The 17,941-nt window shown below is 74.1% G+C and carries 19 protein-coding genes; 8 read left to right on the forward strand and 11 right to left on the reverse strand.

What is annotated here, in order from left to right; all coding sequences use genetic code 11:
• Positions 1 to 11: 11 nt before the first annotated feature.
• The 7 genes from ABT299_RS07435 to ligD (ABT299_RS07465) all read right to left on the reverse strand — a co-directional run bounded on the left by ABT299_RS07435 (position 12) and on the right by ligD (ABT299_RS07465) (position 5,341).
• Positions 12 to 293, reverse strand: coding sequence for a GlsB/YeaQ/YmgE family stress response membrane protein (locus tag ABT299_RS07435; RefSeq protein ID WP_190868676.1), 282 nt, complete (start codon positions 291 to 293; stop codon positions 12 to 14).
• Positions 294 to 509: 216 nt separating this feature from the next.
• Positions 510 to 743, reverse strand: a complete 234-nt coding sequence (locus tag ABT299_RS07440; RefSeq protein ID WP_500250113.1) for a DUF3107 domain-containing protein — start codon at positions 741 to 743, stop codon at positions 510 to 512.
• Positions 744 to 857: 114 nt separating this feature from the next.
• Complete coding sequence (locus ABT299_RS07445; protein WP_190868678.1) at positions 858 to 1,487, reverse strand: TetR family transcriptional regulator; 630 nt, start codon at positions 1,485 to 1,487, stop codon at positions 858 to 860.
• A 226-nt stretch (positions 1,488 to 1,713) separates the two neighbouring features.
• The gene (locus ABT299_RS07450; protein ID WP_190868679.1) at positions 1,714 to 1,923 is read right to left on the reverse strand and encodes an Rv3202a family protein; all 210 of its coding nucleotides are present in this window, start codon (positions 1,921 to 1,923) and stop codon (positions 1,714 to 1,716) included.
• A 37-nt stretch (positions 1,924 to 1,960) separates the two neighbouring features.
• Entirely contained in the window at positions 1,961 to 3,286 is a 1,326-nt protein-coding gene (locus ABT299_RS07455) for a dihydrolipoyl dehydrogenase family protein (RefSeq protein WP_194737836.1), read from the reverse strand.
• A gap of 150 nt (positions 3,287 to 3,436) precedes the next feature.
• On the reverse strand, positions 3,437 to 4,342 hold the full coding sequence (gene ligD / locus ABT299_RS07460) for a non-homologous end-joining DNA ligase (protein ID WP_500250114.1): 906 nt from the start codon (positions 4,340 to 4,342) through the stop codon (positions 3,437 to 3,439).
• A 24-nt stretch (positions 4,343 to 4,366) separates the two neighbouring features.
• Positions 4,367 to 5,341 (reverse strand): non-homologous end-joining DNA ligase, encoded by a 975-nt coding sequence (gene ligD / locus ABT299_RS07465; RefSeq protein WP_190868681.1) that lies wholly within the window; start codon positions 5,339 to 5,341, stop codon positions 4,367 to 4,369.
• A gap of 119 nt (positions 5,342 to 5,460) precedes the next feature.
• Between ligD (ABT299_RS07465) and ku the strand changes: the two genes are divergently transcribed.
• Positions 5,461 to 6,375 (forward strand): non-homologous end joining protein Ku, encoded by a 915-nt coding sequence (gene ku, locus ABT299_RS07470; RefSeq protein ID WP_500250115.1) that lies wholly within the window; start codon positions 5,461 to 5,463, stop codon positions 6,373 to 6,375.
• A gap of 18 nt (positions 6,376 to 6,393) precedes the next feature.
• Here ku and ABT299_RS07475 read toward each other — a convergent pair whose 3' ends face one another.
• The 3 genes from ABT299_RS07475 to ABT299_RS07485 all read right to left on the reverse strand — a co-directional run bounded on the left by ABT299_RS07475 (position 6,394) and on the right by ABT299_RS07485 (position 10,008).
• A complete protein-coding gene (locus ABT299_RS07475; RefSeq protein WP_347257174.1) occupies positions 6,394 to 7,176 on the reverse strand; it encodes an SGNH/GDSL hydrolase family protein in 783 nt (260 codons plus the stop codon).
• Between the two features lie 84 nt (positions 7,177 to 7,260).
• On the reverse strand, positions 7,261 to 7,563 hold the full coding sequence (locus tag ABT299_RS07480; RefSeq protein ID WP_190868684.1) for a hypothetical protein: 303 nt from the start codon (positions 7,561 to 7,563) through the stop codon (positions 7,261 to 7,263).
• A gap of 264 nt (positions 7,564 to 7,827) precedes the next feature.
• Positions 7,828 to 10,008, reverse strand: coding sequence for an MMPL family transporter (locus ABT299_RS07485; RefSeq protein ID WP_500250116.1), 2,181 nt, complete (start codon positions 10,006 to 10,008; stop codon positions 7,828 to 7,830).
• Between the two features lie 165 nt (positions 10,009 to 10,173).
• Between ABT299_RS07485 and ABT299_RS07490 the strand changes: the two genes are divergently transcribed.
• Entirely contained in the window at positions 10,174 to 10,893 is a 720-nt protein-coding gene (locus ABT299_RS07490; protein WP_190868686.1) for a WHG domain-containing protein, read from the forward strand.
• Positions 10,894 to 11,013: 120 nt separating this feature from the next.
• On the opposite strand, the gene moeZ is transcribed toward ABT299_RS07490, so the two are convergent.
• The gene (moeZ, locus tag ABT299_RS07495) at positions 11,014 to 12,195 is read right to left on the reverse strand and encodes an adenylyltransferase/sulfurtransferase MoeZ (protein WP_190868687.1); all 1,182 of its coding nucleotides are present in this window, start codon (positions 12,193 to 12,195) and stop codon (positions 11,014 to 11,016) included.
• Between the two features lie 276 nt (positions 12,196 to 12,471).
• Between moeZ and ABT299_RS07500 the strand changes: the two genes are divergently transcribed.
• The 6 genes from ABT299_RS07500 to ABT299_RS07525 all read left to right on the forward strand — a co-directional run bounded on the left by ABT299_RS07500 (position 12,472) and on the right by ABT299_RS07525 (position 17,816).
• Positions 12,472 to 12,666 carry a CsbD family protein gene (locus ABT299_RS07500; RefSeq protein WP_190868688.1) on the forward strand — a complete coding sequence of 65 codons (195 nt, stop codon included), beginning with the start codon at positions 12,472 to 12,474 and terminating at the stop codon, positions 12,664 to 12,666.
• A gap of 470 nt (positions 12,667 to 13,136) precedes the next feature.
• Positions 13,137 to 13,907: a hypothetical protein gene (locus ABT299_RS07505; RefSeq protein ID WP_500250117.1), complete on the forward strand. Its 771-nt coding sequence runs from the start codon at positions 13,137 to 13,139 to the stop codon at positions 13,905 to 13,907.
• A complete protein-coding gene (locus ABT299_RS07510; protein WP_500250118.1) occupies positions 13,901 to 15,496 on the forward strand; it encodes a S8 family serine peptidase in 1,596 nt (531 codons plus the stop codon). Before ABT299_RS07505 ends, ABT299_RS07510 begins: the two co-directional genes overlap by 7 nt.
• A 57-nt stretch (positions 15,497 to 15,553) precedes the next feature.
• Positions 15,554 to 16,324, forward strand: a complete 771-nt coding sequence (locus tag ABT299_RS07515) for a hypothetical protein (protein WP_241755235.1) — start codon at positions 15,554 to 15,556, stop codon at positions 16,322 to 16,324.
• The gene (locus ABT299_RS07520) at positions 16,318 to 17,643 is read left to right on the forward strand and encodes a S8 family serine peptidase (RefSeq protein ID WP_500250119.1); all 1,326 of its coding nucleotides are present in this window, start codon (positions 16,318 to 16,320) and stop codon (positions 17,641 to 17,643) included. The genes ABT299_RS07515 and ABT299_RS07520 overlap by 7 nt, the downstream gene beginning before the upstream one ends.
• Positions 17,553 to 17,816 (forward strand): MGMT family protein, encoded by a 264-nt coding sequence (locus ABT299_RS07525; protein ID WP_347256539.1) that lies wholly within the window; start codon positions 17,553 to 17,555, stop codon positions 17,814 to 17,816. Before ABT299_RS07520 ends, ABT299_RS07525 begins: the two co-directional genes overlap by 91 nt.
• Positions 17,817 to 17,941: the final 125 nt, after the last annotated feature.

Consider the following 17,941-nt stretch of genomic DNA (forward strand, 5'->3'; position numbering starts at 1 on the left):
GAGGGGGCCGATCAGAAGCTGCGGCTGCGCCGGCGTCCGCCCCAGCGGCCGCCGCCGCGGCTGTTGAGCGAGGTCAGCGCGGCCACGCCGATCGCGGCGATCACCACCGCGAAGATGAGCGCGATGACCCAGCCGGCGCCGAGCGCGGAGGCGATCGCGCCGCCGAGGATCGCGCCGACGATGCCCACGCCGATCGTCAGCAGGATGCCGATCGGGTTGCGGCCGGGCACGATGAGCCGTGCCAGCGCCCCGACCACGGCACCGGCGATGATGAACCAGAGGATCGTCAGCATCTCAGTCAGTCCGTTTCGTTTCCGGGGGGCCGGAAGATCCGGCCCGTTGGTCGCAAACCGGTATGCCCGTTCCTCCGGAAACAAACAAAATCTTCGTCAAGACGCTTGCCGACCTGCCGGGACATCAGCTAGAGCAGCCGGCCGGACGCGCCGCGTGACGGCCCGCGCGCGGCCACCGAACCTCGCAGGGTCACCGGCGCACGCGCGGTCACCGGCTCACGCGTACTGGGTGCCGAAGCCCACGCCGCGGCGCTCGTCCTCGGCGATCTCCAGGTAGCCGACCCGCTCGGCGGGCACGACGACCCGCCCCGCGCGCCGGTCCTTCAGCACGAACACCCCGCGCGGCTCCGCCAGCGCGCCGGCGAGGGCCTCCTGCACCTCGTCGGCGGACTGTTCGGTCTCCACGACGATCTCCTTCGGCACGTTCTGCACGCCGATCCGAACCTGCACGCGCTGCTCCCCTCGTCGGTCCCGTCCCGGCACCCGCGGGACGGTCCTTCGATGGTCGCACGGAGACCGGCGGATCGGCCGTCCCGCCGCTTCGCCGCGAGTGAAACGCGGCGGTCAGCCCTGCTCGCCGGTCCGCGGGAAGCCGGAGATGCCGCGCCAGGCGAGGCGGGCGATGATCTTCTCGGCGGTGTCCTTGGGGATCGCGCGGTGCTGCGACAGCCAGAACCGGGCGCTGACCTCGGCCATCCCGACCAGGCCCATGCCGAGCAGGTGGGCCTCGTCGCTGGCGGCGCCGGTGTCCTCGGCGATCACCTGGGCGATCATCTCGGCGCACTGCTGGTTGGCGCGGTCGACGCGGGCCCGGACGGGCGCCACGTTGCGCAGGTCCGACTCGAAGACCAGCCGGTACGCCTCGCCGTCGCCGGCCACGAAGTCGTAGAACGCCTGCATGCTCGCCTGCACGCGCAGCTTGTTGTCCGTGGTGGACTCCAGCGCGTCGCGCACGGTCTTCACCAGCGCCTCGGCGTGCTCGTCCAGCAGGGCCAGGTACAGCTCCAGCTTGCCCGGGAAGTGCTGGTAGAGCACGGGCTTGCTGACGCCCGCGCGCTCGGCGATCTCGTCCATCGCCGCCGCGTGGTACCCCTGCGCGACGAACACCTCCTGGGCCGCGCCGAGCAGTTGCCTGCGGCGCGCCAGCCGCGGCAGGCGCGTGCCACGGGGGCGTGCGTCCGGGGTAGCCGTCACCACACTCTCCGATCACCAGATCAGTGCGACGGTAGAGGGTGTCCGTCGCGGGGAAACAATCCCACCATCCTACGCGCCGGTAACCTCGTGGGTCACTAACAAAGACCACCGACGTTCCTCGCGCGCGCAGGTCAGTGTATTTCCGGCGGCGGACCGCCGCAGCCGGACGCGTCGTCCGCCGGACCCGGACGGACGCTCCGGCGCGGCGGCCGCGGGCCGCCGGCGGTCAGCGGTAGTCGTCCTCGTCGAGCGGGATCTCCCGGTGCTGCTCGGCGGCGTCGGCCTCGTTGACGTCCATCGGCAGCTGCGCCGCCCACTCGGTCGTCTCCTCGCCGTCCTCGCCCTCCTCGCCGAGGTCGGCCCGCTGCTCGGCGGTGTCGGCCTCGTTGGCGTCCTCGGGCAGCGGCTCCCGCTCCAGGTCGTCGGTCTCGCTCATCACGCGTCCTCCTCGGAAGGGCCCATCGGAAGGTCCGTCACAGGCGGCCGGCCAGTTCCCGCAGCGGCGCCTCCACGGACTCGCCGTAGGTCGGGAACGCGTGCACGACGTCGGTGAGCACGCTCAGCGGCGTCTCCGCGCGGATGGCCAGCGCGATCTCGCTCATCCACTCCTCAGCGTAGAGTCCGGCGGCGGCGGCGCCGATCAGCAGCCCCCGGGAGCGGTCGGCGTACAACTCGACCCGGCCGCGATCGTCGGCCTCGACCGCCGCCCGCGCCGTCGCGGCGAGGTCGTACCCGGCGGTGAGGAGGTCTATTCCGAGTTCCTCCGCCTGCTTCGGGGAGATCCCGACCGCGTAGACGGTGGGGGTCGTGTACACGACCCGGGGGATCGCGCGGTAGTCGGCCGCGCGGTGCTCGCCGAGCAGGTTGGCCAGGACGAGCCGCGCCTGGTAGCGGGCGGCGTGCGTGGTGCGGGCGACGCCGGTGACGTCGCCCGCCGCCCACACGTCGCCGGACGTCGACGGGACCCGGCACGTCTCGTCCACCGGCACGCCGTGGCCGGGCGACGTGGCGACGCCGAGGGTCTCCAGGCCGAGCCCCTCGACCCGGGGGCGGCGCCCGGCGGCGACCAGGATCCGGTCGGCGTCCAGCGTGCCGCCGTCCGACAGCCACAGCCGCAGCCCCGACTCCTTGCGCTCGACGTGGCTCAGGCCGGCGCCGAGGCGCAGGTCGACGCCCATCCGGCGGAGCGCGTCGGCGAGCACCTCCCCGGCGAACGGCGCCTCGGCGGTCAGCAGCCGCCCGGACGCCTCGACCAGCGACACCTGCGAGCCGAACGCCGCGTACACCTGCGCCAGCTCGCAGCCGACCGGGCCGCCGCCGAGGACGACGAGCCGGCGCGGCAGGTCGGGCACCGACAGGGCGCCGTCGCTCGTCCACAGCGGGACGTCGGCGAGGCCGTCGACGGGCGGGATCACCGGCTCGCTGCCGGTGCACAGCACGAGGTCGCCGAAGCCGTGCTCGGCGCCGTCCACCTCGATCCGGCCGGGCGCGGTCACCTGGCCGCGGCCGCGCAGCACGGTGACGCCCTCCTCGGCCATCCGGGCGACGATCCGCTCGTCCGCGCGGTACCCGGTGAGGGCGTCGCGGCGGGCGACCGCCATCTCCCAGGTCTCGCCGCGCCGCGCCGACAGCAGCAGCGATTTGGACGGGACGCACGCGAAATACCGCGATTCACCGCCGACCAGGCGGTTCTCGACGAGCGCGACGTCGCGCCCGGCGCGGGCGAGGCCGGTCGCGACCAGCTCTCCCGCCGTCCCCCCGCCCAGCACCACGGCGTCGTAGTGATGGTTCTGCGACAACTGATCTTCCTTCCGCACCGGCGGGTGTGTCCCCGCTCACATTGCGTCCCCGTGCTCATGGTGGCGGAAGTCGGCGCCGGAGCGTGGCCGTTCGGACACATACGGCGCCCGAAAAGGGGGAGATCGTGTCGCGGCGGCGGGCCGGCGGGGTCACGGGAGGGCGCGCCTGCGCCCGTCCAGCAGGGGTTCCAGCAGGTCCCCGTGCTTGTCGACCCGCCCGAGCACCTCGTCGGGGGAGAACACCAGGTCGGCGGCGTCCCCGCAGGACTCCAGCTCCTCCCAGGTGATCGGGGTGGACACCGACGGGCTGGACGCGGCGCGCAGCGAGTAGGGCGCGACGGTCGTCTTGGCCGGGTTGTTCTGGCTCCAGTCCACGAAGACCCTGCCCTTGCGCAGCCGCTTCTCCATCTTCGCGACGACCAGGTCCGGATGCTCCGACGCGAGGCGCTGCGCGGCGGCCTTGGCGTACTCCGACGTCCGCGCCGCGTCGTTCGGCTCCTTGATCGGCACGTACAGGTGCAGGCCCTTCTTGCCGCTGGTCTTCGGGTAGGAGTCGAAGCCGTCCTCGGCGAGCACGTCGCGCAGCAGCCCGGCCACCTCGCACGCCTCGACGATCGTCGCGGGCGCCCCCGGGTCCAGGTCGAACACCACCAGGTCGGGGGCGCGCAGCCCGCCGCGCGGGCCGACCTTCCACTGCGGGACGTGCAGCTCCAGCGCGGCGAGGTTCGCGCACCACACGAGCGTCGGCAGGTCGTCGACGACGACGAAGTCCGCCGTCTCGCGGCCGGACGAGCTGCCCGGCGTGGGGATCTCCGCCGTCCGCACCCAGTCCGGCGTGTGCGAGGGCGCGTTCTTCTCGAAGAACTTCCCGCCGTCCACGCCCTCCGGCCAGCGGATCCGGGTGGCCGGACGGTCCTTCAGATGCGGCAGCATCACCGGCGCGATCCGCGCGTAGTAGTCGATGACCTCGCCCTTGGTGAACTCCGGGTACAGGTTCTTGTCGAGGTTGGACAGGCTGAGCCGGCGGCCGTCCACCTCGACCTGCCGGCCGCTCACCACGGGTGCTCCGGCGCGGGGGTCTCACTGCTCACTCGTGACCTCCAGGGGGTCCTTGTCGTCGCGCAGCCCGCGCCAGGACGGGAAGCGGAGGCGGCCGTCCCTGGTGCGGGCGCTGTAGGCGACCTCCCCGACGAGGCGCGGCTCAACCCACTGGGCGTCGCGGGCGTGCTCGCGCGGGACGGCCTCGTCGAACGGGCTGGTCGGGCGGCGCAGCGGCCACAGCGCCTCGTACAGCTCGTCGAGGACCCGGTCGCTGAAACCGGTGCCGACGTGCCCGACGAACCCGAGCCGCCCCTTGGGGTCGTACTCGCCGAGCAGCAGCGAGCCGACGCCGCCCTCGCGGCGTCCCCGGCCGGGCTTCCAGCCGCAGACGACCACCTCGCGGGTCTGGAAGTTCTTCACCTTGCGCCAGAAGTCGACGCGGCGGCCCGGCCGGTACGGGGAGTCCAGCCGCTTGGCGAGCAGGCCCTCCAGGTGCTCCTCGATGGTGAAGGCGAGCAGCTCGTCCACCTGGGTGGTGTCGCCGCCGTGCAGGTAGGGGGGCACCTCGACGGGTCCGCTGCCGGCGAGGTCGAGGCCGTCGAGCAGCGACCGCCGCTCGGCGTAGGGGACGTCGTAGAGCACCCGGCCGTCCAGGAACAGCACGTCGAAGACCACGTACCGGACGGGGACCTCGCGGATCAGCCGGGGGTGCGGCTCCGACACGTGCATCCGCCGCTGGAGGCGCTCGAAGCTCGGCCGGCCCCGCTCGAACGCGACGATCTCGCCGTCCAGCACGACGTCGTGGTCGGGCAGCAGATCGGCGAGCGCGGTGAGCTCGGGGTAGCGCGAGGTCACGTCGTTCCCGCGCCGGCCGGTGGCGCGGACGCCGTCCGGCGACACCTGCGAGACGACCCGGACGCCGTCCCATTTGAGCTCCAGGCCCCAGCGTCCGCCGTCGTCGGGGAGGTCGCCGGTGGCGGCCATCATCGGCTCGACGGGCCATGGCATGGTCATACCGGCGTCTTACCCGATGCCCGCGCCCAAGAAAAGGATCAAGTGCCCGTTATGGCGCAAATCGAACGGGGTTGCGACGCTAAGGGGAGGAGCGGACCGGGCTGGGTAAGGACAACGGCATGCGGAGCATCTGGAAGGGCGCTATCTCGTTCGGGCTGGTGACGATCCCGGTGAAGCTGTACTCCGCGACCGAGCAGCGGGACGTCAGCTTCCACCAGGTGCACCGGGAGGACGGCGGCCGCATCCGGTACAAGCGGGTCTGCACCGTCGACGGCGAGGAGGTGCCGTACTCCGACATCGCGAAGGGGTACGAGCTGCCGAGCGGCGAGATGGTGATCCTCACCGACGAGGACTTCGCCGACCTGCCGCTGACCACCAGCCGCCGCATCGACGTGCTCCAGTTCGTCGAGGAGTCCGAGGTCGACCCGATCTACTTCGCCAAGTCCTATTACCTGGAGCCGGACGCGCAGGGCGCGAAGCCGTACGTGCTGCTGCGCGACGCGCTGGAGAACTCCGACCAGGTCGCCATCGTGAAGGTGGCGCTGCGGCAGCGCGAGTCGCTGGCGACGCTGCGGGTGCGGGGCGGCGTGTTCGTCCTGGAGACGATGCTGTGGCCGGACGAGGTGCGCGAGCCCGACTTCCCGTTCCTGGACGAGGACATCGAGGTCCGCAAGCAGGAGCTGTCGATGGCGTCGTCGCTGATCGACTCGATGGCGGGCGACTTCGACCCGAGCGAGTACAAGGACGCCTACCGGGAGGCGCTCCAGGCGGTGATCGACGCGAAGGTCGAGGGGCGCGAGGTGACCCGGCCGTCCGAGGAGGCCGAGGAGGAGCCCGCGGCGGACCTGCTGAGCGCGCTGCGCGCCAGCGTCGAGGCGGCGAAGAAGAGCCGCGGCGGCGGGGGCGGCGGCAAGGCGGCGGCGTCGTCGGAGAAGGAGACGCAGAAGAAGCCCGCGTCGCGCGGCCGCAAGACGCCGTCGAAGTCCGGCGGGAAGAAGGAGCCGGCGAAGAGCCGCACCCGCAAGTCGGCCTAGCCTCCGCGGACGCCCGGGCTACTCGATCGGCGCGAGCGTGGGGCGCTTGGCGGTGACGAGGTCGCCGGACGAGCGGCCGCGCAGCCGCCGCCCGACCCACGGGGCCAGGTAGCCGCGCGCCCAGCGGGCGTTCGCCAGCCGCTGCGCGCCCCGGCTCAGCTCCGGCAGCGGCTCCAGCGCCGGCTCGCGCCAGTCGCCCGCGTCCGGGACGCCGAGGGCCTCCAGCATCGCGAGCGCGACGCGCCGGTGCCCCTCGGGCGACATGTGCAGGCGGTCGACGCTCCAGCAGCGCCAGTCGCGCAGGACGTCCATGGACCACTGGTCGACGACGAACGCGCCGCGGCGGGCCGCGATCGCCCGCAGGTGCTCGTTGTAGACGGCGACGCGCCCGCGCGTGCGCCGGATGACGGGGGAGCCGACCGGGTCGACGCCGGTGAACAGCACCGCGTCGGCGCCGGCCGCGCGGATCGCGGCGACGGCCTCGTCCATCCGGGCGGCGAGCGCGTCGATGTCGAGGCCGGGCCGCAGCAGGTCGTTGCCGCCGCCCGACACCGACACGAGGTCGGGCTTCAGGTCCAGGGCGGCGGGGAGCTGCTCGTCGACGATCCGGTCCAGCAGCCGGCCGCGGACCGCCAGGTTGGCGTAGCCGAACCGGGGCGCGCCGGGCCCGTCCGACCGGGCGGCGAGTTCGGCCGCCACCCGGTCCGCCCAGCCGCGCCAGCCTCCGCCGGCGTCCCCGGCGGGGTCGCCGACCCCTTCCGTGAAGGAGTCGCCGATCGCCGCATACCGCGTCCAGAGCATGACCGACATGCTATGTGACCTGCGTTGATCTCCGAACCGTCCGGGATGTGAGCCCGCTCTCGCGGCGGACGGCCCGCGGCGGGGTCACGCGTCGCGGCGGACGGCCAGCACGCGGATCAGCATCGAGGCGGCGGCGGACGCGTCGGTGCACGGCGCGATCCGCTCGCCCCAGCCGTAGAAGTACGACCACGAGCCGTCGGAACGTTCCTGCACGGCGATCACGTTCTCGTTGAACATCCGCATCTCGGGGTTGGCGACGAGCGCGGAGGGCCAGCGGTCCGACGGCGGGGCCAGCTCCACCGTCCAGCCGCGCGAGCGCAGCTCCTCGGTCAGGCGCTCCAGGTGGCCGAGGGCGACGTCGGCCTCGGTGGTCGCCAGCGTGGGCATGGTGCCTCCAGGGGAATACCCGTGAACGGGTGCGGGAGAGGGTCGCCGGGCGCGGGCCGTCGCGGTGCGCGTCACACGAACGGCGCGGGGCGAACGTCATTCAGTTTCCCGCCGGGTGAGGCGGACCACAAGCGCTTTGGAATTTTGGCGACCGTTTTCTCCCGCGCCTTTCTCCCACGCCCTTCCGGAACGCGCCGCGAGGCCGCGCCCCGCGCGCGGCGGGACACGGCCTCGGACCTGCCTCGGACAGGGGCGTCCGGGCGCTCAGTGCGCGGACGCCGGCTCCTGCGAACGCGGCGGCGGGGCGGAGTCGCCCTCGCGGAGCCCGTACCGCCCGTACAGCCGGGCCAGCGGGCCGGGCGCCCACCAGTTCGCGCGGCCGAGCAGCCGCATCGTCGCCGGCACCAGCAGCGCCCGGACGACCGTCGCGTCCACCAGGATCGCGACCGCCATCCCCACGCCGGTCATCTTGATGAACGCGACGCCGGACGTGGCGAACGCGCCGATCACGACGATGAACAGCAGCGCGGCGCTGGTGATGATGGCGCCGGTGCGCTGCACCCCGGTCGCGACCGCGGTGGTGTTGGAGCCGGTCAGGTCGTACTGCTCGCGGACCCGCGACAGCAGGAACACCTCGTAGTCCATCGAGATGCCGAACAGCATCGCCAGCATCAGGATCGGCATCGACGGGGAGATGGCGCCGGTCGCGGTGAAGTCCAGGAGGCCGGACAGGTGCCCGTCCTGGAAGATCAGCACGACCACGCCGAACGTCGCCGACAGCGACAGCATGTTCATCACGATCGCCTTCAGCGGCAGCACCACCGAGCCGAACGCGAGGAACAGCAGCGCGAACGTGACGCCGCCGACGAGCAGCGCCAGCCACGGCAGCGTCCCGCCGATGCTGGACAGCTGGTCGACGACGTCGGCGGTGCCGCCGCCGACGTAGGAGCGCGCGCCGGGCGGCGGCGGGACGTCCCGGACGTGGTGGACGAGGTCGCGCGCGGCGGCGGAGTCGGGCTCGGCGGAGTAGGTGAGCGCGATCCGCGTCGTCTCGCCCTTGGCGCCGGTCACGGTCGCGCCGGTCGCGCCGGGCAGCGCCGCGAGCCGGTCGCCGTACGACTGGATCGCGGCCCGGTCGGACGTGCCGGTCACGACCGCCTGGATCGCTTCGGTGGAGTTGCTCGGGAACTCGGTCTGCAGCGCCTCGGAGACGACCCGCGCGTCGGCGCCGGACGGCAGCACCTTGGCGTCCACACCGCCCCAGTTGATGTGGAGGAAGGGGCTGCCCAGCGTCAGCAGCAGCGCGACGGTGGCGACGGCGTAGACCACCGGGCGGCGCATCACGCTGTGCGCGAGCCGGCCCCACCAGCCGTCCGCCTCGCCCCGCGCCGTCGCGGCGGCGGCCTTGCGGCGGCGGATCGGCAGGGCGTTCACCTTCGTGCCGAGGACGGCCAGCAGCGCCGGCAGCACGGTCAGCGCGCCGATCATGCAGACGAAGACGGTGGCGATGCCGCCGTAGCCCATCGAGACCAGGAAGTTCTGGTCGAACAGCAGCAGCCCGGACAGCGACACCGCGACCGTGACGCCGGAGACCGCGACGGTCCGCCCGGCCGTGGCCATCGTCGCGGCGACCGCGTCCTCGGCGGTGGCGCCGTCGCGCCGGATCTCCTCCCGGAACCGGCTGACCATGAACAGGCCGTAGTCGATCGCGAGGCCGAGCCCGAGGAACGTCGTGATGTTCACCGCGAAGATCGACACGTCGGTGACGTAGGTGAGCGCGTGCAGCGCGGTGAACGAGCCGAGGATGGCCAGCCCGCCGATCAGCAGCGGCAGGCTCGCCGACACCAGCCCGCCGAAGATCAGCACGAGCAGCACCAGCAGCACCGGCATGGCCATGCCCTCGGCCCGGCCGATGTCGGAGGAGACCCGCTCGTTGATGGCGGTCTGGGTGCCGAGGTAGCCGCCGACCTTGGCGGTCAGCCCGCCGCCGACGTCGGTGAGGTCGTCCTTGATCGCGTCGTAGGAGTCCTGCCGGGCCGCCTGGTCCTTGCCGGTGAGCTGGAGCACGGCGTAGGTGGAGCCGCGGTCCTTGCCGACGAACTGCGGCGCCTTGGTCGTCCAGTAGGTGGCCCTCCCGGCGACCTTGCCCTGGGGCAGCGCGGCCAGCGCCTTCTCCACCGACGCGCGGTAGGACGGGTCGTCCACCGTCATGCCGGGGCGCCCCTGGTAGAGGACCACCACGTCGGCCTGGTCGCGCCCGAGGTCGCGTTCGGCGATCTTCGTCGCCTGGGCGCTCTCGCTGCCGGGCGTGTCGAAGCCGCCGGACGAGGTGAGCGCGCCGAACACGCCCGTCCCCCATACGGCGGCGAAGACCAGCGCGGCTCCCGCGACCGCGAGCACCCACCGCCGCCGGCGGTGCACCCAGCGGCCCCATCGCTCGAACATCGTCGTTCCCCCTGCCTGTTACACCGCGTCACGTCGGTGAACGCCGTAAACTAGCAAACGCTGTAAACTTTGCATATGACGTTCACTTTCGTCAATGGTGTTTTTGGGGAATCATGCGGGGGCAGCCGGTGACGGCCGGATCCCGGGGAGGAAGTGGGGCGGAGCGTGACGACACGGCGTGACCGGCTGCGCGAGGCGACGGTCCGGGAGATCTCCGAGACCGCGCGGCGGATCCTCGTGGAGCAGGGGCCCGAGGCGGTGACCCTGCGCGCCATCGCCCGCGAGATGGGGATGACCGCGCCCGCGCTCTACCGGTACTACGACAGCCACTCCGAACTCCTGCGCCACGTCGTCGGCGACGTCTACACCGAGCTGACGGCCGAGCTGCAGGCGGCGATCGCGCGGGTGCCGCACGACGACATGAGCGGCAAGTTCCTGTCCGTCGCCCGGCAGTTCCGCCGCTGGTCGCTCGGGCACCCCCGCGAGTACGCGCTGCTGTTCGGCGCCCCGATCCGCGGCCTCGACCCCGACGAGCAGGCCGACTTCGCCGAGGAGTGCGCCCGCCAGTTCGGCTGGACGTTCATGTCGCTGTTCCTGGAGCTGTGGCAGAAGAAGCCGTTCCCCGTCCCGCCCGACGAGGAGCTCGACCCGGACCTGCTTCCCCAGCTGCGCCGCTACCGCGAGGAGCGCCTCGGCGTCTCGCTCCCCCTCGGGGTGATCCAGCAGTTCCTCAAGTGCTGGGTGCGGCTTCAGGGCAGCGTCAGCCTGGAGGCGTTCGGGCACCTCGGCTTCGCCCTCGACGACGCCGCGCCCATGTTCGAGCTCATGCTCCAGGAGATAGCCCCGCCCCTCGGCCTCACCTACAGTCCGCCCGAGAAGGACTGATCGAGCCGGGCGGACCGGAACCGCCCGGGCAGCACGAAGCCCCCGGATCCGTGCGGATCCGGGGGCTTCGTGGACGCGGGGACGCCGCGTCAGTGCGTCAGTGCGTCAACACGTCGCGCGTCAGTAGCTGGGCTGGCTCGGGTCGATCTGCTTCACCCAGGCCAGGATGCCGCCGCCGACGTGCACGGCGTCGCCGAAGCCGGCGTTCTTCACCACGGCGAGGGCCTCGGCCGAGCGGACGCCCGACTTGCAGTGCAGCACGATCTTCTTGTCCTGCGGCAGCCGCTCCAGCGCCGACCCGTTCAGGAACTCGCCCTTCGGGATCAGCGTCGCGCCCGGGATCGAGACGATCTCGTACTCGTTCGGCTCGCGGACGTCCACCAGGAAGATGTCGTCGCCGCGGTCCTGCATCGCCTTCAGGTCCAGAACGGTGATCGTCGAGTCCTTGGCGGCCTCGGTGGCCTCCTCCGACACCGCGCCGCAGAAGGCCTCGTAGTCCTCCAGCAGCTCGGTCTGCGTCGGGTTCTTGCCGCACAGCGGGCACTCGGGGTCCTTGCGGACCTTGACCGACCGGTACGTCATCTCCAGCGCGTCGTAGATCATCAGCCGGCCGACCAGCGGCTCGCCGATGCCGGTCAGCAGCTTGATGGCCTCGTTCACCTGGATCGAGCCGATCGACGCGCACAGCACGCCGAGGACGCCGCCCTCGGCGCACGACGGGACCATCCCGGGCGGCGGCGGCTCCGGGTAGAGGCAGCGGTAGCAGGGGCCGTGCTCGGCCCAGAACACCGACGCCTGGCCGTCGAACCGGTAGATGGAGCCCCACACGTACGGCTTGCCGAGCAGCACCGCCGCGTCGTTCACCATGTAGCGGGTCGCGAAGTTGTCGGTGCCGTCCAGGATCAGGTCGTACTGGGCGAACACGTCCATGATGTTGTCGCGGTCGAGCGCGAAGTCGTGCACGACCACGTCGATCAGCGGGTTGATCTCGCGGACCGTCTCGGCGGCCGACTCGACCTTCGGCTTGCCCAGCGACGACTGCCGGTGGATGATCTGGCGCTGCAGGTTCGACTCGTCCACGACGTCGAAGTCGACGACGCCGAGGGTGCCGACGCCGGCGGCGGCCAGGTAGAGCAGCGCGGGGGAGCCGAGACCGCCCGCGCCGACGACCAGGACCTTGGCGTTCTTGAGGCGCTTCTGCCCGGCCATCCCCACGTCGGGGATGATGAGGTGCCGCGAGTAGCGGTTGACCTCGTCGCGGGTGAGCTCCGCTGCGGGCTCGACCAGAGGTGGCAACGACACGGTGGGTGCTCCTGTGCTGACGCTCGGCTGTTACGGGGGCGGGACGTCGTCGTCCCCTCACGGGACAACCTTGCCATGTCCGCCCGCATTCCCCTAAGGCCGGTGGCCGGAAACGCCCATGCCAGCGCCCCTGCCGCCGGTCCGGACGGGGCCGGTGGGGACGGTGTGGCGGGGGTCGGTCGCCGAGGTGTGGCGGGGGTCTCCCTCACGACCGCATAGATCGGGACGTAGCGGGCACCGCTTCCTTAGTACGGACCTCGTACGGAAGAAGGAGCCATGGGCATCCTCGACAAGCTCAAGAACAAGACCCAGAAGGCCAAGGGGCAGGGCAAGGAAGAGGCCGGGCGGCGCTCCGGCGACCCCTACCTGGAGGCCGAGGGCCGCAAGGACCAGGCCGCCGGCGGCGCCAAGCAGGTCGGCGAGCAGGTCAAGGACGCGGCGAAGGAGGCCCGCCGGACCATCGACCGGTGACCTCGCGCGCATTCCGCCGTGCCGGAGGGGCCCCTCTGCGGAGGGGCCCCTCCGCACGTCCGGGGCCGGAGCGTCCGGGTTAGGACGGGCCCCCTCACCCCGATGTAAGGGCGGAATGTCATGAACCAGAGTTAATCTTGGCTGTTGTGGCATTCCTGCCCCCCTCCCAGCAGCCGCCCCCGCCTGGCCCGCACCTGCCGCCCGGCCCTCCGGCACCGTCCGGCCGGCGGCCGGACGAGCCTCCCGGCCGCCCGCCCGGACCGGGCCCCGGCGCGCCTCCGGGACCGCCCGGCCCCATGACGCCCCCCGGCCCCGGCATGCCCGGCGCCGGAATGCCCGGGGCCTGGACGCCCGGTGGCGGCATGCCGGGTGGAGGCCGGTGGGGCGGTGGCATGCCCGGCGCCCCCGGCGGTCCGGGCGGGGGCATGCCCGGTGGCGGCATGCCCGGCGGTGGTATGCACGGTGCGGGCATGCAGGGTGGGCCGCAGGAGCCCGCGATCACCGTGCTCGGGCTGCGCGCCCGCCAGTGGATGGTCGCCGCGATCGTCGTCGGCTGCGTCTACCTGGTCACCGGCACGATCGCGATCGGCGGCGTCTGGGCCGAGCTGCACCGCGACCCCACCAACGCGGAGGTGGAGTGGGCCGCCAAGGCCGAGGTCGCGCGGCGCTGGCAGTCGTGGCCCGCCGAACGGATCTTCCCCAGCAAGATCACCTATAGCCTGGAGGAGGGCCGCGGCGAGTACGCGTCCCGGACCGGGATCGTCCCCGACACCAACTGCGCCACCGGCGTCGACCAGGAGCTCGCGGAACCGCTCCTCCAGCAGGGCTGCAAGGCCGTCCTGCGCGCCACCTACACCGACCAGCTCCAGGGCATCGTCGTCACCGTCGGCGTCATCGCGTTCGCCGACCCCTGGGCCGCCGACCGCGCCTACAAGGCGATCCCCCGCTCGCAGGGGCCGGGCGACGGCGGCGTCCGCCCCGCGCTGCGCGCCGCGCCGTTCCCCGGCACCGCGTCCGCGCGGTTCACCGACGCCGCCCGGCAGGACCGCACGTCCGACCGCGGCGGCCCCTACGTCGTGCTGACCACCTCCGGCGAGGCGGACGGCCGCCCCGCCTCGGCCGTCCGGAAGGAGCGGCCCGGCGACCCGTTCTCGATCGCGCCGCAGCTCGGCTCCGCGATCGCCCGGACGCTCTCCGCCAAGGCCCTGCCCGACTGCCACGCGCGCGGGTGGAAATGCTGACCCGGGCGCGGACGCGCCGCGAGCGGGCCGCGGGCGGGCGGCGCGCGGCGGCCGCGCGCGCACTGCTGGCGGCGGCGCTCACCGGCGCGTGCCTCCCGCTCGTCCCGGCGCCCGCGCACGCCGACATCGTCCGGGAGCGGCAGCGCGGCATCCTCGACGAGCTGGACATGAACGCCGCCTGGAAGATCACCAAGGGCCGGAACGTCACCGTCGCCCTGGTGGACTCCGGCGTCGACCCGAACCAGAAGGACATCGCCGGGTCCGTCACCGTCGGCCCCAACATGCTCGCCGCCATCGACGGCGCCGACAAGCCCGCCCACCTGCACGGCACGGGGATGGCGTCGCTGATCGCGGGGCACGGCCACGGGCCGGGCGGCCGCGACGGCGTCATCGGGATGGCGCCCGAGGCGCGGATCCTCGCCATCCGCGTCATCGGCGAGAAGGAGGACCCGAGCTACGCGCGCTACCGGAGCTCGCGGGCGGCGGAGGACGCCGTCGCGAAGGGCATCCGGTACGCCGCCGACCACGGCGCCGACGTCATCAACCTGTCGCTCGGCAAGATCAGCCTCCCCGGCCGGGACACCGAGATCCCCGCCGAGCGCGACGCCATCGGCTACGCCATCGGCAAGGGCGTCGTCGTGGTGTCCGCCGTGGGCAACAACGGCGACGACGGCGAGCTCGTGGACGGCGACGGGTTCTCGCCGTACTCCTACCCCGCGTCCTACCCGGGCGTCATCGCGGTCGCCGCCACGCAGGCGTCGCACGAGCGCGCGCCCTTCTCCAACCGCAACCTGTCGGTCGTGCTGTCCGCGCCCGGCGCCGGCCTGCCCGTCGCCGGGCCCGGCGGGGACTACTTCCTCTCCGACGGCACGAGCGACGCCAGCGCACTGGTCTCCGGCATCGCCGCGCTGATCCGCGCGCGGCACCCCAAGATGGCGCCCGCGCTGGTCTCCCAGGCCCTCATCGAGAGCGCCCGCTTCACGCCGAAGAGCGGCTACGGCCCCGACGTGGGCTTCGGCGAGGTCCACGCCCAGCGCGCCCTCGCCGCCGCCGACTCGCTCGCCAAGGGCGCGGCCGGCGCGTCCGCCGGCAAGCCCGGCGCGAAGCGCTTCGCCGACCACGACCCGGGACCGGTCACGATCATCGACCGGCCCGCCTGGGTCACCCCGGCGGTCGTCGCCGTCGTGGTGATCGGCGTCGGCGGCGTCATCGGCGCGGTCGTCGTCGCGATCGCGTTCCACCGCCGCCACCCGCGCGCCCTGCCCGCCGGCCTCGCTCCCGTCCCCGCGGGTCCCGGGGGGCCGCGGGGAGGCGGGTTCGGGGAGCGGCCGTCGTACGGGCCGTCCCGGTACGGCGGAGCACCGGGGGGTGCGCCGCCGGGCGGGCCGCCCGCGCCGCCCCAGCCCCGGCCCGGCGGCCCGTCCGGTCCCGGCCCCGGCTTCGCCCCGCCCCAGCCGCCCGCGCCCCAGCCGCCCGCGCCGCCCGCGGGGGCGGCGGACGCGCCGGGCGGTGCGCCGCCCGCGTTCGCGCCGCCGGACCCGGGCGCGCGGCCCTCGTTCGGCGCGCCGGAGGAACCTTCGGGCGAATGATCGACTGACCGGCCGGTCATCCGGCGCCGCCGGGGGCCGGTCGGTTACGCTCCGCCCGTGGCGCGCGCGGAGATCCCAGCCCCGGACACCGAACCGGACGAGGCCCCGGCCGCGCCGTCCGGCCCGCGGCCGCCCCGTGCGGCGGCGCCGCTGCTGGTCGCGGCGGGATGCGCGGCCGTGCTCGCCGTCGCGGGCGTCCGGCTGGCGGGCGAGGTGGCGCGCGGCCCGACGGCCGCCGAGCGGTCCGCCGCCGTCGCCACCGAGATCGCCCGGCGGTACCGCGCCTGGCCCGCCGGACGGATCTTCCCGGCCGGGCTGCGCTACACGCTCGACGAGGGCTCCGCGGAGACGGCGCGGCGCGTCGGGATCGGCACCGACACCCGCTGCGGCACCGCCGTGGACCCGGGGCTGTCCGGAACGCTGGCCGCGCGCGGCTGCCTGGCGGTGCTCCGCGCCACCTACCTCGACCAGGCGCAGGGCCTCGCGGTGACGGTCGGGGTCGCCGCGTTCCCGGACACCGCGTCGGCGCACGGCGCGGTCGCGTGGTTCCCGGCGGGCGCGCCGTCGCCGGGCCTGCGGGCGCTGCCGTTCCCCGGCACGGTCGCGGCGCGGTTCGCCGACGCGGCCCGGCAGGCGGCCGCGGCCGCGCAGCGCGGCCCGTACGTCGTCGCCGCCACCGTCGGGTACGCCGACGGGCGGCCGACCCTGCGCGCCGCGCGGGACCTGCCCGACCTCGCCGAGCTGGCGCCGCAGCTGGCCGGCGGGGTGCTGCGCCCCCTCACCGCGCCCGCCCGCGTCCGCTGCGGCACCCCGGAGTGGTCGTGCTGAGGCGGCTGAGCGCGGCGCTGGCCGCGGCCGCCCTCGCCGTCCCGCCGCTGGTCCCGGGCACCGCGCACGCCGACCAGGTGCGGGACGCGGTGACGGCGGTGCTGGAGTCGCTGGACGTCCCGGAGGCGTGGGCGCTGGCGCGCGGCGCGGGCACCACCGTCGCGGTCCTGGACTCGGGCGTGGACCCGGAGCAGCCCGACCTCGCGGGCTCGGTGACGACCGGCCCCGACTACACCGAGGGCGCGTCGCCGCGCGGCGTCCCGCCGAAGCGGCTGCACGGCACCAACATGGCGTCCCTCATCGCCGGTCACGGGCACGGACCGGGCGGCGGCCTCGGCGTGGTCGGGGTGGCGCCGCAGGCCCGGCTGCTGTCGCTGCGGGTGATCCTGGAACGGGACGAGCCGGGCTTCGCGGCGTTCACCGGGAACCGCCGCTACGCGGGGACGATCGCGGACGGCGTCCGGTACGCCGTCGACCACGGCGCCGACGTGATCAACCTGTCGCTCGGCCGCTCGTACCCGACCGAGCGGGAGCGCGCCGCCGTCGCCTACGCGATCGGCCGGAACGTCGTGGTGGTCGCGGCGGCCGGCAACGGCGGCGCCGACCGGACCGCCAGGCGCGGCGGCCACGCCCGGTACTCCTATCCGGCGTCGTTCCCCGGCGTCATCTCGGTCGCGGCCGTGGACGCGCGCGGCCGGCACGCGAACTTCTCCAACCGCAACTCGGCCGTCAGCGTGTCGGCGCCCGGCGTCCAGATCGTCGGTGCGGGGCCCGGCGACCGGTACTGGATCGGCGACGGCACGAGCCCCGCGACCGCGTTCGTGTCGGGCGTCGCGGCGCTGGTCAGGTCGCGGCATCCGGGACTGGCCCCGGCGCTGGTCGCGCAGGCGGTCGCGGCGAGCGCCCGGCACCGCCCGCCCGGCGGCTACGACCCCGGCGTCGGCTTCGGCCGGGTCGACGCGCTCGCCGCGCTGACCGCGTCCGACGCGCTCGCGGGCGCCCGCACGGGCGGCGCGGGGCTGCCCGCCGGGCGCCGGTTCGCGGCCGGGGACGTCCGGCCCGTCCAGGTCGTCCACCGGTCGGGCGCGCTCGTGGTCACCTGCGTCGCCGTCTGCGCGCTGTGCCTGGCGGGGCTGGTGGCGGCCGGGTGGCGGTCGCGTGACGAGGGCTGGAGAATCGTCGCATGTGGTCGGAACCTGACGAGTACGCCGAGGCGGTCCTGGACACGGTGGACCGCATCCCGCCGGGCCGCGTCCTCGCGTACGGGGACATCGCCGAGATGGTGGGGCGGGGCGGGCCGCGGCAGGTCGGACGGGTGATGTCGCTGTTCGGCGGCGGGGTGCCGTGGTGGCGGGTGATCCGCGCGGACGGCCGCCCGCCGAGCTGCAACGAGGTCGAGGCGCACGAGCACTACCGGGCCGAGGGCACCCCGCTGCGTCCGGACGGCCGCCGCGTCGACATGGCCCGCGCCCGCTGGGACGGCCGCCCCTGACCGGCGGGCGCGCGTGATCCGAGGCCGAGCGTGATCCGAGGCCGAGCGTGATCCGAGGCCGAGCGTGATCCGAGGCCGAGCGTGATCCGAGGCCGAGCGTGATCCGAGGCCGCGCGTGATCCGAG

The organism is Spirillospora sp. NPDC000708 (genome assembly GCF_040299565.1).
GTDB lineage: Bacteria > Actinomycetota > Actinomycetes > Streptosporangiales > Streptosporangiaceae > Spirillospora.

Coding starts and splice junctions, on each gene's coding strand:
- ABT299_RS07435 (WP_190868676.1), bottom strand. CDS start 293: ATGCTGACGATCCTCTGGTTCATCATCGCCGGTGCCGTGGTCGGGGCG.
- ABT299_RS07450 (WP_190868679.1), bottom strand. CDS start 1,923: ATGAGCGAGACCGACGACCTGGAGCGGGAGCCGCTGCCCGAGGACGCC.
- ligD (WP_190868681.1), bottom strand. CDS start 5,341: ATGACCATGCCATGGCCCGTCGAGCCGATGATGGCCGCCACCGGCGAC.
- ku (WP_500250115.1), top strand. CDS start 5,461: ATGCGGAGCATCTGGAAGGGCGCTATCTCGTTCGGGCTGGTGACGATC.
- ABT299_RS07475 (WP_347257174.1), bottom strand. CDS start 7,176: ATGCTCTGGACGCGGTATGCGGCGATCGGCGACTCCTTCACGGAAGGG.
- ABT299_RS07480 (WP_190868684.1), bottom strand. CDS start 7,563: ATGCCCACGCTGGCGACCACCGAGGCCGACGTCGCCCTCGGCCACCTG.
- ABT299_RS07485 (WP_500250116.1), bottom strand. CDS start 10,008: ATGTTCGAGCGATGGGGCCGCTGGGTGCACCGCCGGCGGCGGTGGGTG.
- ABT299_RS07500 (WP_190868688.1), top strand. CDS start 12,472: ATGGGCATCCTCGACAAGCTCAAGAACAAGACCCAGAAGGCCAAGGGG.
- ABT299_RS07505 (WP_500250117.1), top strand. CDS start 13,137: ATGCAGGGTGGGCCGCAGGAGCCCGCGATCACCGTGCTCGGGCTGCGC.
- ABT299_RS07510 (WP_500250118.1), top strand. CDS start 13,901: ATGCTGACCCGGGCGCGGACGCGCCGCGAGCGGGCCGCGGGCGGGCGG.